Below are 13,340 nucleotides of genomic sequence, written 5' to 3'. Positions count from 1 at the left end.
CCATGTCTCCCGCCGAACCCCGCCCGATCCACCCTGCCAACCACCCCCTGCGACTGCTGCTGTACCTGGAATGGAGCCTACTGGCGATCGCCTTTTTGAGCGAACTGGTGGGGCCGCTGTTTCCGGGGCCAAGGATGCCACGGGGGGTTAGCCCAGAGCCGCCCTTTAGCTGGGTGTCGCCGCTGGATATTGCCTGCATCGTAGGCTTTGGGCTGATGGGGCTGCGGCTGCCTACGGGGCAGATGGCTACGCGCATCGGGTTTGTGCTGCTAGAGGGAGTGCTGATTTTGCTGGCAACGGCGGGCGATTTGCGGGAAATGCGGCTGTTTTCATTTCTCGTTGTGGTGTTTGCGCTGAGGAGTTGCCTCATCTTTGCGCTGCCGGGCCGCCTGATGACGACGGGCATTGCCTACGGGCTGTTTCTGGCGATTTTGACGCAGCGCTTGCGGGAACTGGCGGATCGAATTCCGATCAACTGGCGCGATCGCCCACGGGGGCTGCCTGCCTGGAGCTTTGCCTATAGCTCGGCGCTGCTGCTGGGGCTGACGCTGGTCTTTTTGCTGCTGCTGGTGGATGCGCTGCTGACGGAGCGCCAAAGCCGCGAAAAGCTGACGGCCGCCAATGCCCAATTGCAAAACTATGCGCTGCGGGTGGAAAAGCTGGCCATGGCCCAAGAGCGCAGCCGTATCGCCCGCGAAATCCATGACTCGCTGGGGCACTCGCTGACGGCACTGAACCTGCAAGTGGAAGGCGCACTAAAACTGTGGCAGAGCGACCCGCAGCGGGCGCATCAGTTTTTGAAAGAGGCGAAAGTGCTGGGTTCTACGGCGCTTCAGGACGTGCGGCAGTCTGTGGCGACGATGCGGGCCGATCCCTTGCAGGAGCAGTCCCTAGAAGCGGCGATCGCCCTCCTTGCCCGCAATGTCGAACAGGTCACAGGGGTCGCACCAATCTGCCAAATTCACCTCGATGCCCCCCTGCCCCCAGATCTCTCCACCAGCCTCTATCGCATTGTGCAAGAGGCGTTTACCAATATCTGCAAATACGCCCGGCCCTCGCAAATTTTGCTGGATTTGCAGGATACGGCTGCGACGCTGCACCTGCTGATTCAGGATGATGGCGTGGGTTTTGACCCAGCTCAAAATCGCACGGGCTTTGGGCTACAGAGTATGCGCGAACGGGCCGAGTCGCTGGGTGGCATCTTTGACCTGCAAACCTCTCCAGGACAGGGCTGCACCATTACGGTTCACATTCCGCTAGAGAGGATCGTTCCATGATTCGGATCGTTCTGGTAGATGATCAGCATTTGATTCGTCAGGGCATGAAAGCACTGCTTGAACTGGAAGCTGATTTGCAGATCATTGGCGAGGCAGAAAATGGTCAGGTTGCAGTGCAGCAGGTTGAACAACTGCATCCTGACTTGGTGCTGATGGACATTCGGATGCCTGTGATGGATGGCGTGGCTGCGACAGAGGCGATCGCCCGTCAGTTTCCCAGCACCAAAGTCCTGATTCTCACCACATTTGACGATCAGGAATATGTCACCGCTGCCCTGCAAAACGGCGCGACGGGTTACTTACTCAAAGACACGCCCTCAGAAGATCTAGCCGAAGCCATCCGCGCTGCCCACAAGGGCTACACCCAGATTAGTCCTGGCATTTTGCCGAAACTGCTGGCCCGGGTTGCGCCGTCGCCCGCGCCCGCCCTTGCCCCGCCCGACGGATTCTCCAGCCTCACTCCCCGCGAGCGCGAGGTGCTAGTTCTCGTTGCTCAGGGAGCCAGCAACCGCGAAATTGCCAAGGCGCTTTACATTTCGGAGGGCACGGTCAAAAACCACGTCACCAATATTCTGAACCGCCTGGAATTGCGCGATCGCACGCAAGCTGCCATCCTAGCTAACACGTTTCTCGACTGGCTGACCTGATGGTTCCCGCCCAAAAATCTGCCCCAACTGCCAAACGGCAATGTTATGATGTAGGGCGATCGCTGGTGTAGCTCAGTTGGTAGAGCTGCTGATTTGTAATCAGCCGGTCGCAGGTTCGAGTCCTGTCACCAGCTTTGGTCTGAAGTCACTCTAATCACTCGATTATTTCAGGTGCTTATTTTAGGCGCTCGATCAGGCGATCGCCCACCCGCAGCGCGTTGGCCATAATCGTCAGCGCCGGACTGGTGGCGGAAATCGACGGGAAGAAGCTGCCGTCTACAATGTAGAGATTATCGACATCGTGGGCGCGACAGTCGGGATTGAGAACCGAGGTCGCCGGATCTTCCCCAAAGCGACAGGTGCCGCAGGCGTTAGCCACCACTGACAGCGGCATTTCCCCGCTGGGATGGCGACCGCTCATCTGGAGTAGCGATTTGTCCATGCCTTTTTCCGCCGTTTTCAGCACCTCTGTCCAGCGATAAACCAAACGCTCATGGGGTTCGGTATTGTTCGGCGTATACTCGACGTAAAGCTTTTTGCTGTCTACGCGCACGCGGTTGTCGGCGCTGGGCAGGTCTTCGCTCTGCACCCACCAGCCAATGGAGCGGGTCGCCATCTGTTGTAGCCCAAACCCCGGCATCATCTTGGCCAGCACCGACAGCACAGGCGGCGACTCTGCGAAGATAATGTCTTGCAGCAGGCCGCCCGTGTTATAAATGTGCCCCATTGGGTAGTCAAATCCTTCTTCGCCCCAGTAAAAATCGTTGACGTAGACGCTGCGCTGAAACTTGCCGCTGTTGGGCTTGGAAAGCTGCACCACTGACGATAGCCGATGCTTCATTAGGTTGCGTCCCACCAGCCCAGAGCTATTGGCCAGCCCTTGCGAACAGGCTTCGCTGCATGACCGCAGCAGCACTGCCGCTGTATTAATCGCACCGCAGGCCAGCACAATGATGTCGCCCAAAAATAGATAGGGCTGCCCGCCGATTTCGGCTTCAACCGCTTTTACTTCTCTGCCAGAGGGGTTGGTGTGCAGCGAGGTGACCGTTGCGCTCGTTTTCAGGGTGACGTTGGGATGCTGAAGGGCAGGATTGATGCCGCTGACTTCGGAATCATTGGTGGGGTCGTCGGTCTGGTGGGTCAGCGCCATTGGCAGCGAGGCAGGATGAAGGGACTGAGCGGCGATCGCCCCAATCACTTCCTCAATCTGCGGATCGTGCCCTACGGCGGGATAGGGATAGTCGGCGCTGTGGGGCGGCTCGGTGGGGTCGGCTCCCACAGCCCCATGCACCTGATAGAGGTTCTCCGCTTCGGTGTAGTACGGCTCAAAGTCAGCGTATTTCACGCACCATTCTGGCGACACGCCCTCGTGATGCGTCACCATTTCAAAGTCACGCTCTCGCATTCGCAGCAGCGCCGCACCGTAGATTTTGGTGTTGCCGCCGACGGCATACTTTGTCTGGGGCGCAAAGGGTTCACCCGCAATGTCAAACCACTGCTCCGGCGCGTGATAGAGTTCCTTTTTGAAAATATCGACGTTGCTGCGGTTCTGTTCCTCCAGCGGCATCACGTCGCCGCGTTCCAGAATCAGAATTTTCTTGCCTGTGGGCGCGAGTTTTCGGGCCAGCGTGCCACCGCCTGCCCCCGTTCCCACAATAATCACGTCATAATGCGCGTCGTCGATAATCATGCGTTACTCCTCGTCGCCCCATTGATTTCGGAATTGACTGCTCGACCCGTTCCCGAATATGGGTCTTAATGGATGCGATATCCGTTCCTTCGGACATCGCCAAAGCATCACTGCCAGACGTAGATCAGAATGAACAGAATAATCCAAATAACATCCACAAAATGCCAGAACAGCGAGGTCGCATCGACACCCGTGTGTCCACCCGCGTAGTTTCCAGGCACAAAGGATTTGAACAGCATAATGCCCATCAGCAAAATGCCCGTGAAGACGTGCAGCCCGTGGAAGCCCGTCAGCAGATAAAACAGCCCGCCAAACACGCCATCGGAAAAGCCAAACTCCAGTTCGCTCCACTCGATCGCCTGCCCCACCAGGAAGTATGCACCCATCGCCATCGTCAGCAGCCACAGCAGCCGAAACACCAGCAGATTCTCTTTTTTCAGCGCTCGCTCGGCGAAGTAGGCGACAAAGCTGCTGGACACCAGCACGATGGTATTGATGGCAGGCTTTGAGACCTCCAGCCCCGAAACGCCTTCGGGAAGCCAGTTGGGGGTGGTTGTTTTCACCAGGATGTAGCCCGCAAAAAAGCTGAGGAAAATCACGCTTTCCGACAGCAGAAAGATGATGAAGCCAAACATACTATTGCCCGCGTGGTCTTCCTCGTGGGCGTGGGCAGTGTGGGGGGCGATCGCCCCATCCAGTTTTTCGGTTGAGATAGAGCTATCCATAGGCGGGTAAGGGGTTAGAGAATGAACAATCGGCGAATGAGCCAGTATGAGCCAGTAAATAGGCTAGTCCACGCAGCCCAGCCTAGCCCTCTTTGAGAGCAGCGGCGTTCTCCACGAGCGGATCAGACTTGCCATAGCCGTAGGGCCCAGACACAACAATGGGCAGTTCTTCAAAGTTCTCAACCGGGGGCGGCGACGACACCAGCCATTCCAGCCCGATCGCCCGCCAGGGGTTGTCTGGCGCAGGCTTGCCCTGCACCCAAGCACCCACCATATTCAAAATGAACGGAATCGTAGACATCCCCAGCAGGAACGCCCCGATACTAGCGACCACATTCCAAAAAGCATACTCCGGCTCATAGGAGGAGACACGCCGCAACATCCCCTGAAGGCCCAGCGGATGCATTGGGAAAAAGTTCAGATTTACCCCAATAAATGCCAGGGCAAAATGCAGCTTACCCAGTCCCTCGTAATACATGCGTCCGGTCATCTTGGGGAACCAGTGATAGATGGCAGCAAACATGCCCATCGTAATCGTGCCGTACACAATGTAGTGAAAGTGACCTACCACAAAGTAGGTATTATTCACATGAATATCAATCGGTACAGAAGCCAGCATTACGCCTGTAATTCCTGCGAACACAAACATGATGAGCGCTCCCAGGCAAAAGAGCATGGGTGTGTCTAGCCGCAGCTTACCCTTCCAGATAGTGGCAACCCAGGCAAACACCTTAATCCCGGTTGGCACTGCCACCAGCATTGTCGTTGCCATAAACAGCATCCGCATCCAGCCCGGTGTGTTACTGGCATACATATGGTGAACCCAAACCAGCACGCTGACTGTTGTAATCAGCAGCGACGACACAGCCACCACCTTGTAGCCAAACAGCGGCTTACGCGAATAGACCGGAAATATTTCTGAGAACACACCGAAGATGGGCAACACCATTACGTAAACCGCTGGGTGCGAATAGAACCAGAAGAAGTGTTGGAACAGCACTGGGTTGCCGCCTTTATCGGGATTGAAAAAGGCCGTACCCGCCGCTGCGTCAAACAGCAACATGATTGCACCCGCCGTCAGTGCAGGCAATGCAGCAAGCTGAATGATCTGGGCGCTGAACACCGTCCACACATAGGCAGGCATCCGAAAAAAAGTCATTCCTGGTGCCCGCATCCGCACAATTGTTGTCACGAAATTAACCGCGCCCATGATGGAAGACACACCGGAAATCGCCACGGCGAGAATCCAGACAAATTCACCCGTGATGATGCTATCGGTTGGGTTTTGAGTGCTGACGGGGGGATAGGACCACCAGCCGGCCTGTGCCGTGCCTGCGGGCAAGAAATAGCTGGTCATCAGCAGGATGCCGAAGATGGGCACCATCCAGAAGGCGGCTGCGTTCAGCCGGGGAAAGGCCATATCTCGCGCCCCGATCATCAGCGGCACAAGATAGTTTGCCAGCCCCACCAGCGACGGAAAGATCCACAAAAAGATCATGATCGTGCCGTGCATGGTGAACATGCTGTTATACAGCGTGCGATCGATCAGATCTGCCTGGGGCGTAATCAGTTCGGCTCGAATCACCATCGACAGCAAGCCACCGATGAGAAAAAAGACGAAGGACGTGACCAAGTATTGAATGCCGATGACCTTATGGTCGGTGCTGAAGCTGAAATATTTCCGCCAGTTGTTTTGCGGTTCGGGATGGGCAATGTCGGGAATTGCAATTCCTTCAACGGGGACGTTTGTCATGAATCTGCCTGGGGTAACTGTGGGGGCGAGTGGAGGATTTTAGATTTTGGGTTTTGGATCTTAGATTTCAGATTTTGGAAGGGTAAGAGTCTGGAGACGGGTTTGGGGACTGGCCTTGCGGGGCTATATCGCTCTCTTCTCTCCCCGACTCTTCCAGTTAGCCTTCTGCCAGTGCATTGACCAGTGGCGGCGGTGCGGGGGCGATCGTTTTCCATCCGCCAAAGCGCTTCAGCCGCTTATTGGTGTATTCCGAGTAGGCGGGGTTTTCGGCGGGGACAGCAGGCTGAGCGGCGGCGCTGGCGAGCCACTGGCGATAGGAATCGGGCGACTCCACTACTACATTAGCCGTCATGATGGCGAAATAGGTGCCGCTGAACTGGGAGTCGTTGAGCCGATAGGTGCCTTCGCGCACAGGCGTAAACTCAAACTCCGTCGTGCGCTTGGGCATGATGTCTTGCTTCAGTCGAAAGGCGGGCACGTAGAAGCCATGAATCACTTCATCTGCGGTCATCCGCAAGCGCACGCGCTTGTTGACGGGCAGATGCAGGTCGGCGCTGACTACGCCCGCACTGGGATAGCGGAATGACCAGGCCCACTGCTTGGCGTAGACCTCTACCTCCTCGACGGGTTCGGGTTCTAGATCTGCAGCGTAGGCTGTAGGCGTGGTGCCTGGCATGTGGTGCAGGTGAACCAGATCCATCGGCCCGCGCACGGCCATCTGCTGATAGGTCTGGTAGCTGTAGGCCGCTAGAAAAAACACCAGCAGCAGCGGCACTGCCGTCCAGAAGATTTCTAATTTGACGTTGCCCTCCATGTGGGGGCCGTCGCTGGTGTCGAAGCGGCTGACGCTCTGGGTGAAGACGGTATAAAGCACCAGCCCTGTGATGCCCAGCAGAATGAATGCGCCAATGGCAGAGAACAGGCTAAATAGGTCGTCGATCAGCATGGATTCGGCCGAGGCTTGGGGCGGCAACCAGCCATAGGCCTGCTGCCCAACCCAAATGCTGGTTGCCACCAGAATCGCGATATACACTCCGATTCCGGCAATGGTTTTCAGGTTCATCGTGTCTCCTTCGCGCTTGTCTCAGCAGCTTAACTTCAGCAGCTTAACTTTAGCTACTACTTCAGCAATAGGTTGGGATCCTGTCCTGCCCGCAGCAGCTCGCTGGCGGTAATGTGAACCCCAAACTCGGCGGCTAGCTGTGCGCCTAGCGTGCCGTGGACAAACATAATGCCCAGCACTGCAACGCCTGCGAGTAGGTAGCTCCATTGCACCTGGCGACCCATGTCCTTGCGCCAAGCAAAGCGCTGGAATCCGCGCCACACCGCCATGCCGACAATAATCGCCAGCAAAAACACGCCGCCCACCCCGTGCAGTAGCATGGTGGGCATCGCTTCCAGACCCCAGGCGCTTTTCACGCCTGCTTCTGGCGTTGCCAGCATGATTTCGTAGAAGCCGGCTGCCACGGTGAAGAAGGTAACAATCGCTGAGGCCAGCACGTTGTACCAACCCACGTCGAAAAAGTTGGAGCGCACTGCCGTCAGCGACAGCATCTTGAGGATGGACTTTTCTAGCGGGAAGAAGGCTCCGGCGAAGTCAAAGGCGATGCCGATGATGAACAGACCTAGGGTGATGTGAACCAGGTTGGGGTGGATTGGAATGCTGTAGGGCAATCCGTTGGGGCCAAGCTGTGACCCAAGCTGCTCGAGGAGTTCTGGATTCATTTACAGCACTCCCTCGCGAATTGCCTCAACTACGGGCACGGTATGCAGTCCGTAGACCCATACCAGCTTGTCGCCCAGGTAGACCTGCACAAACACCAGCGCCGCCAGCACCAGCCCCGCGCCCAGGTAGGGCATTGGCAGTTTTCCGGGATCGCGCGATCGCAGGATGAAACGCCACGCTGTCATGCCTGCCAGAATTGCCGACAGCGACCAGCCCAGAACTGTGTGGGCATTTAGCACGGGCACTACGGCATCGTAGGGTTCTGCCAGCCCTGCCTCGACTTGTCCAAAGATAATGGCGATAAAGATTGAGAGCGTGGCAAAAAACAGGTTCCACCAGCTCACTTCATAGAGGCGGGTGTTTTTGGTGAAAAAGGCGATCGCATCGCACAACACTGCAAACAGCGCCATCGCAATCACAAAGTGAACCACGATGGGATGCATGGTGTCGGGATAGGGCAGGTTGTGGTCATTCAGTGGAGGCAAGCTGAACTGCATGACTGGCGGAAACCAGCTGAGTGTCAGCAGTGGAGGTATTTTAAGCATCGCAAATATCAAATCCATTGCGTTCTCCAGACATGTAAACCAGGATCGGGGGCAGACCGTTGGAAAAACAGTAAATGAAAGAACAGTCAAGAAAATTGAAAGAAGATCGTAAACCCACTTGTAGTTTCAACCTGTGGTTTTAACTTGCGGTTTCAACCGGTCGGTTCCCACGGCTTGCAGTTTCAGGATTCAGGCAACCCCAGATGCATCTGAAATAGGTTGGGGCAAGGCTTGAGAAGTGAGCGACGATCCCACGGGTACTGTGATAATGCGAGAACCCCGCTCACGGGTCAAGTAGGTCCAGGTCCATTGCAGCAGCACCGAAAGCTGATTCTCAAGCTGATTTAGCACGGCAATGTGAACCACGAGCCAAGCCAGCTTTGCCGGAAGCCCGCTCCACTGAATGTTGCCGACCTGCATTACGGCAAACTTGCGCCCGATGGTAGCCATGCTGCCCAGATCCACGTAGCGGAAGGGAGGCAGTGCGGGTTTGCCGCAAACGCGGGCATCGATCACCTGTCCTGCATAGCGACCGCTCTGCATGGCTGCCTGAGCCAGGCCCGGAACGGGCTTGCCGTCGGATTCCATATGGGCGGTGTCTCCGACCACAAACACGTTGGGATACTGCGGCACCGAGAGGTCTGGCTTTACTGTAACCCGTCCCGCCCGATCCGTCTCGGCGTTGAGCCACTTGCCTGCGGGTGATGCCTGCACCCCAGCCGTCCAAAAGACGTTGCGGCAGGGAATCCGTTCTCCAGCTACCGTTACGCCGCCCTCGTCGATATCTTCAACCCGGCAATTCAGCCGCACTTCTACGCCGAGGCTTTCCAGTGCTTTTTGCGCTTCGGCGGAGAGATGTTCTGAGAAGGCAGGTAAAATGCGCGGGCCGGCTTGTACCAGGATGACGCGGATGCAGGCGGGATCAATGCGGCGGAACTCTGATTTGAGGGTCAGCCGAGCCATTTCGGCAATGGTGCCCGCCAGTTCTACCCCTGTAGGGCCTGCGCCCACCAGCACAAACGTCAGAATATCGGAACACTGCTGCGCGTCGCCTTGAAGTTCGGCTTGCTCAAAGGAGCGCAGGACGCGATCACGAATTTGTACAGCATCCAGCACACTTTTTAGCCCTGGCGCGATCGCCGCCCATTCGTCTTTGCCAAAATACGTCTGCTGTGCGCCCGTCGCCAAAACCAGATAATCGTAGGGCATCGTGCGATCGCCCATGAAGACCAACTGCCGTTCGGGATCAACGCCCGTCACCTCGGCCATGGCAACGGTTGCGTTTTTTTGCGACCGCAAAATTTGACGAATCGGGGACGCGATATCACTGGGTGAAAGCGTCGCTGCCGCCACCTGATACAGCAGCGGCTGAAACAGGTGATGATTGGTGCGGTCGATCACCGTTACCTGCACCGGAGAGCGAGCTAGGGCCCGCGCTGCCTCGATGCCAGCAAACCCTCCCCCGACGATGACCACGCGGGGAAGCGTATCAGGGCGATCGCCCTTTATATTGGACTTCATATCGGACTTCGACGCTGCTTCCGTTAAGTCTGTTGAAATAGTTGAAATAGTACTCATAAAATCCTAGAGGAGCTGCCTAAAGACCTGATGATGCTCGTGCCCGAACAGCAAACTAACTCAAAGAACCGACAGCCAAGCCAACTGCTCAAATGCGTCAGAATTTTCAGAACTTCTGGATTATCCCGACAGCCCACATTGCTTATCCTGTTGCTAGACTCGCATACCAATTCGTAACAACAGGCTACGTTTTTGAGAGTATTATGCAATGTGAAATGAGTGGAGCATGTATTCCTCATCACGCCAAAGTATTGTTACAACAAGGCTTTGTAGAAATTTAGGAATTGCTTAGGAATTGCCAAAACCTGAGAGTATGTCTCTAAAGCTTTAGACTTCTTCAAAATTCGGGTTTCTTTTGGGTTTCTATAGATTCGGTAGATCGAGATCGGTAGATCGCATGATGCCATCCTGGTTTTCGCTATTTCTGGACCTGGTTAGAGGGGCGATCGCCCTTGATCCCCAGAGCTTCCTACGCCTACAAGCCTCACCCGATGGCGAAGCGATCGCCCTCTGCGTCATCCTGCTGGCTGCCTTCTCGCAGTCCCTAGCCCAGAGCATCATCCTGTTTATCAACCGAGTCAGCCCCTTGCGATTTGTCATTAGCCTGCTAATCAGCACGCTGCTGTTTGCCTTTGGCTGGCTGTTTTGGGGAGCCAGTACGCTGGTCGTCCAGCATCTTTTGTTTACTTCAGATGCCAGTTGGCGACAGGTCGGGCTAACGCTCAGCCTTGCCTACGCGCCGCAACTGCTCAGCCTCTGGGTGGCGCTGCCCTATTTCGGCGTGCCCATCTACATCCTGCTGTCAATCTGGACGTTTCTGGCGTTTTTGACGGGTATGACCACCGTGCTGGGCATCGACACCTGGCAGGCATTCTGGTGCGGGGCGCTGGGCTGGCTGGTGGTGCAGGTACTTCAGCGCACCATCGGCCGTCCGATTAACAATGTGGGGCGCTGGATGCAGACCGTCGCTGCTGGAACGCCCCTGATGCAAAACCTGCAAGAGTTTCAGCGACAAGTGCTGCGGTCGAGGTAGACGCTGAAGGTACAGCTAGTACAGCTAGGACGAAATTTCTAACCAGAGATATACGTCAAATCGAGTGGACGTTTGTCAAAGTGAAGAGTGAGCAACTTTAAGGAATTTCCCCACTCGCCCTGCTCCATTGCAAGGATTTTGCGAGGATTCTATCTCTAGAGTGGGGCGATATTCTCGGTCTTCTACCTGTTTGGTCAGGGCGATCGCCCTCACGAAAGGCTACACTGCAAGCCGAAAAGTCAAGTACAGCCCATTTGTAAAGAACTGTTTAGTGAAAGTTAATCTGAGTCCTGCATCCCTTGCAGGTCAATGCTTTTCAAGCATCCGCAGGTGCATCTAGCGTATTTTAAGGCAGACAAAAGTTTAAAGATGCAGGATAACGGATACAGAAGCCTGATCCAGAGGCTTGAGATACGAAGCCTGACTAAGCCTGACTCACAGACCAGACTGGCAATCTGCTCCGAAGAATCCTCGTTGCTCTCGGCAAAGCCGATCTTAATTCAGCTCCTTTGATGCAATTTCCCTTAATGCAGTCCCGCTGCACCGATGCTAAAGGTTGACTGCCTGGCCGTCTGCAAGCTTCCTCGACTGCGGATGTTGATCTCAATCAAGACCTTTAATCCCTGTTTAGTCATGGACAACACCTTGATTCAATCTTTATTGGAGAATTTGAAAGATCCTGATGAATCAATTCGCGATGCTGCTACGCATGAGCTTTGGCGGCTCTGGTTTACGCAAAAGGGTGCAAGAGGGTTAGAACTGCTAGAGCGCAGCCAGACGCTCATCGATGCAGGCGAATATGGCCATGCAGAGCAAGTCTTGACGGATGTAATTGCTGACCTGCCCGATTTTGCCGAAGCCTGGAACCGTCGGGCCGTGCTGCACTACATCTGTGGACAGTATCAAAAGTCTCTGGCCGATTGTGAGCAAGTGCTGGCGCTAAACCCGATTCACTTTGGCGCAATGCATGGGCAAGGACTCTGCCACATGGCGCTGAAACAATATATGGCAGCTATTCACGCCTTCCGGCAAGCGCTGGAGATTCAGCCCTACGCGCTGGAAAATCAAAAGATGATCCTGGAATGTACGGCAAGGCTGAGTTAGGACAGCGGGATCGGGATTTTGGATTTTGGATTGGCGATTTTAGATAGCCAATTCTTGGATAGGCAATTCAAAGACCTTGCAAAGCCTTCAGCGCAGAGGGTTCAGCGATTTTGCAGGTGGCCCTGTTTGAGGAGTCTGCGCGGTCGGATAGGTAGGTGGTCGGATAGATAGTCGGATCGTCGGGGTCAGCGCTGGGGATCAGGTAGGTGAAGAGGTGAAAGAATCGCCGATCGCCAGTCTGGTTCCATTGGCCCAGTCCCAGCCGCTTTGGGGGCGTTTCCCAGACGGCTGCACAATCAGCAGCAGCAGCAGCCCATCCGATGTGTTCACCAAAACGCCGTGATGTTTGAGCAGTCCGACGATTGTGCCGGGGGCTTCGGGGGCGGCGAGGTGGGGCTGCCAGTCTGCCCGGAGGGACTGAACTGAGTCGGGGATGGGCAAGTCTGGGGCTGTGGTGAGAGGAACCGTGGAGAGTACCTTGAGCGGCTGCCCGCGGAAGTGGGTGAGGCAGTTTGGGTAGAAGCCGCGCACTTGGTTGTGGAGGGCGATCGCCCCCCGGTTCCAGTCCAGCCAATAGTCTTGCTTTTGGATCAGCGGCGCGTAGGTGGCCTGCGCGTCGTCCTGCGGGATGGGCTGAACCTTGCCCTGGTCTAGCCCTAGCAGCGTGTCGATGAGCAGGTCGGCTGCCTGCTTTGCCAGCACCGTGGCGAGATCGTGGGCATGGTCAAACCAGCCGATGGGCGTGGTGGCCTTCAGCAGCATAGGCCCAGTGTCCATGCCTGCATCCATCAGCATGGTGGTGATCCCCGTTTCGGTTTCGCCATGATACAGGCTCCACTGGATTGGCGCAGCCCCGCGATATTTGGGCAACAGTGACCCGTGGGCGTTGATGCAGCCGAGGCGGGGCATGTCAAGAATTTCGAGGGACAGGATTTGTCCGTAGGCGACGACGATGAACGCGTCGGCCTGGGTGCGGTGCAGGTTTTCCAGGGTTTCGGCATCTTTTTTGATGCGGGCTGGCTGCCAGATGGGCAGGTCGTGCTGGAGGGCGATCGCCTTGACGGGAGATGGAACTAGGTCACTGCCGCGCCCCCGTCGCTTGTCGGGCTGAGTCACCACTGCTAGCACCTCAACGCCGGGCTGACCGAGCAGTCGCTCTAGCGAGGGCACTGCAAACTGCGGCGTACCAAAAAACACAAGACGCATGGCGCAAACCAGAGAAGGGGCGATCGGGTGGCCGTCGGGCGGTCGTGGGGGCTGGG

Annotated in this window: 12 protein-coding genes and 1 tRNA gene; 5 read left to right on the top strand and 8 right to left on the bottom strand. The window is 56.1% G+C overall.

Annotated elements, in window-relative coordinates:
- Nucleotides 1-2 precede the first annotated feature (2 nt).
- From HPC62_RS15615 to HPC62_RS15605, 3 genes are all read left to right on the top strand, one after another.
- Complete coding sequence (locus HPC62_RS15615; protein WP_172357158.1) at nucleotides 3-1,277, top strand: sensor histidine kinase; 1,275 nt, start codon at nucleotides 3-5, stop codon at nucleotides 1,275-1,277.
- Nucleotides 1,274-1,924 (top strand): response regulator, encoded by a 651-nt coding sequence (locus tag HPC62_RS15610; protein WP_172357156.1) that lies wholly within the window; start codon nucleotides 1,274-1,276, stop codon nucleotides 1,922-1,924. The genes HPC62_RS15615 and HPC62_RS15610 overlap by 4 nt, the downstream gene beginning before the upstream one ends.
- A 61-nt stretch (nucleotides 1,925-1,985) precedes the next feature.
- Nucleotides 1,986-2,058 (top strand) — tRNA-Thr (locus tag HPC62_RS15605).
- A 41-nt stretch (nucleotides 2,059-2,099) separates the two neighbouring features.
- Here HPC62_RS15605 and HPC62_RS15600 read toward each other — a convergent pair.
- The 7 genes from HPC62_RS15600 to HPC62_RS15570 form a co-directional block, all read right to left on the bottom strand.
- Nucleotides 2,100-3,614 carry a GMC oxidoreductase gene (locus tag HPC62_RS15600; protein ID WP_172357154.1) on the bottom strand — a complete coding sequence of 505 codons (1,515 nt, stop codon included), beginning with the start codon at nucleotides 3,612-3,614 and terminating at the stop codon, nucleotides 2,100-2,102.
- Nucleotides 3,615-3,721: 107 nt separating this feature from the next.
- Nucleotides 3,722-4,339 carry a cytochrome c oxidase subunit 3 gene (locus HPC62_RS15595; protein WP_172357152.1) on the bottom strand — a complete coding sequence of 206 codons (618 nt, stop codon included), beginning with the start codon at nucleotides 4,337-4,339 and terminating at the stop codon, nucleotides 3,722-3,724.
- A gap of 82 nt (nucleotides 4,340-4,421) precedes the next feature.
- The gene (gene ctaD / locus HPC62_RS15590) at nucleotides 4,422-6,092 is read right to left on the bottom strand and encodes a cytochrome c oxidase subunit I (RefSeq protein ID WP_172357150.1); all 1,671 of its coding nucleotides are present in this window, start codon (nucleotides 6,090-6,092) and stop codon (nucleotides 4,422-4,424) included.
- A gap of 157 nt (nucleotides 6,093-6,249) precedes the next feature.
- A complete protein-coding gene (locus HPC62_RS15585) occupies nucleotides 6,250-7,155 on the bottom strand; it encodes a cytochrome c oxidase subunit II (protein WP_172357148.1) in 906 nt (301 codons plus the stop codon).
- 56 nt (nucleotides 7,156-7,211) lie between these two features.
- Nucleotides 7,212-7,817 (bottom strand): DUF2231 domain-containing protein, encoded by a 606-nt coding sequence (locus tag HPC62_RS15580; protein ID WP_172357146.1) that lies wholly within the window; start codon nucleotides 7,815-7,817, stop codon nucleotides 7,212-7,214.
- Nucleotides 7,818-8,315 (bottom strand): DUF2231 domain-containing protein, encoded by a 498-nt coding sequence (locus HPC62_RS15575; RefSeq protein WP_172357144.1) that lies wholly within the window; start codon nucleotides 8,313-8,315, stop codon nucleotides 7,818-7,820.
- 237 nt (nucleotides 8,316-8,552) lie between these two features.
- On the bottom strand, nucleotides 8,553-9,884 hold the full coding sequence (locus tag HPC62_RS15570; RefSeq protein WP_172357142.1) for an NAD(P)/FAD-dependent oxidoreductase: 1,332 nt from the start codon (nucleotides 9,882-9,884) through the stop codon (nucleotides 8,553-8,555).
- Nucleotides 9,885-10,338: 454 nt separating this feature from the next.
- Between HPC62_RS15570 and HPC62_RS15565 the strand changes: the two genes are divergently transcribed.
- Both HPC62_RS15565 and HPC62_RS15560 read left to right on the top strand, forming a co-directional pair.
- Entirely contained in the window at nucleotides 10,339-10,974 is a 636-nt protein-coding gene (locus HPC62_RS15565) for a hypothetical protein (RefSeq protein WP_172357140.1), read from the top strand.
- Between the two features lie 633 nt (nucleotides 10,975-11,607).
- Nucleotides 11,608-12,078 (top strand): tetratricopeptide repeat protein, encoded by a 471-nt coding sequence (locus HPC62_RS15560; protein WP_172357138.1) that lies wholly within the window; start codon nucleotides 11,608-11,610, stop codon nucleotides 12,076-12,078.
- 198 nt (nucleotides 12,079-12,276) lie between these two features.
- On the opposite strand, the gene fmt is transcribed toward HPC62_RS15560, so the two are convergent.
- Nucleotides 12,277-13,284 carry a methionyl-tRNA formyltransferase gene (gene fmt, locus HPC62_RS15555; RefSeq protein WP_172357136.1) on the bottom strand — a complete coding sequence of 336 codons (1,008 nt, stop codon included), beginning with the start codon at nucleotides 13,282-13,284 and terminating at the stop codon, nucleotides 12,277-12,279.
- Nucleotides 13,285-13,340 lie beyond the last annotated feature (56 nt).

It is taken from the genome of Thermoleptolyngbya sichuanensis A183 (genome assembly GCF_013177315.1).
In the GTDB taxonomy this organism is placed as follows: Bacteria; Cyanobacteriota; Cyanobacteriia; order Elainellales; family Elainellaceae; genus Thermoleptolyngbya; species Thermoleptolyngbya sichuanensis.
The sequence above is the reverse complement of the archived record's forward strand: the minus strand, read 5'-3'. Positions and strand labels throughout refer to the sequence as shown.

Excerpts from the sequence above, each read along its gene's own strand:
- HPC62_RS15585 (WP_172357148.1), bottom strand. The coding sequence starts at position 7,155 with ATGAACCTGAAAACCATTGCCGGAATCGGAGTGTATATCGCGATTCTG.
- HPC62_RS15580 (WP_172357146.1), bottom strand. The coding sequence starts at position 7,817 with ATGAATCCAGAACTCCTCGAGCAGCTTGGGTCACAGCTTGGCCCCAAC.
- HPC62_RS15600 (WP_172357154.1), bottom strand. The coding sequence starts at position 3,614 with ATGATTATCGACGACGCGCATTATGACGTGATTATTGTGGGAACGGGG.
- HPC62_RS15615 (WP_172357158.1), top strand. The coding sequence starts at position 3 with ATGTCTCCCGCCGAACCCCGCCCGATCCACCCTGCCAACCACCCCCTG.
- HPC62_RS15560 (WP_172357138.1), top strand. The coding sequence starts at position 11,608 with ATGGACAACACCTTGATTCAATCTTTATTGGAGAATTTGAAAGATCCT.
- HPC62_RS15610 (WP_172357156.1), top strand. The coding sequence starts at position 1,274 with ATGATTCGGATCGTTCTGGTAGATGATCAGCATTTGATTCGTCAGGGC.
- ctaD (WP_172357150.1), bottom strand. The coding sequence starts at position 6,092 with ATGACAAACGTCCCCGTTGAAGGAATTGCAATTCCCGACATTGCCCAT.
- HPC62_RS15575 (WP_172357144.1), bottom strand. The coding sequence starts at position 8,315 with ATGCAGTTCAGCTTGCCTCCACTGAATGACCACAACCTGCCCTATCCC.
- HPC62_RS15570 (WP_172357142.1), bottom strand. The coding sequence starts at position 9,884 with ATGAAGTCCAATATAAAGGGCGATCGCCCTGATACGCTTCCCCGCGTG.
- HPC62_RS15565 (WP_172357140.1), top strand. The coding sequence starts at position 10,339 with ATGATGCCATCCTGGTTTTCGCTATTTCTGGACCTGGTTAGAGGGGCG.
- fmt (WP_172357136.1), bottom strand. The coding sequence starts at position 13,284 with ATGCGTCTTGTGTTTTTTGGTACGCCGCAGTTTGCAGTGCCCTCGCTA.
- HPC62_RS15595 (WP_172357152.1), bottom strand. The coding sequence starts at position 4,339 with ATGGATAGCTCTATCTCAACCGAAAAACTGGATGGGGCGATCGCCCCC.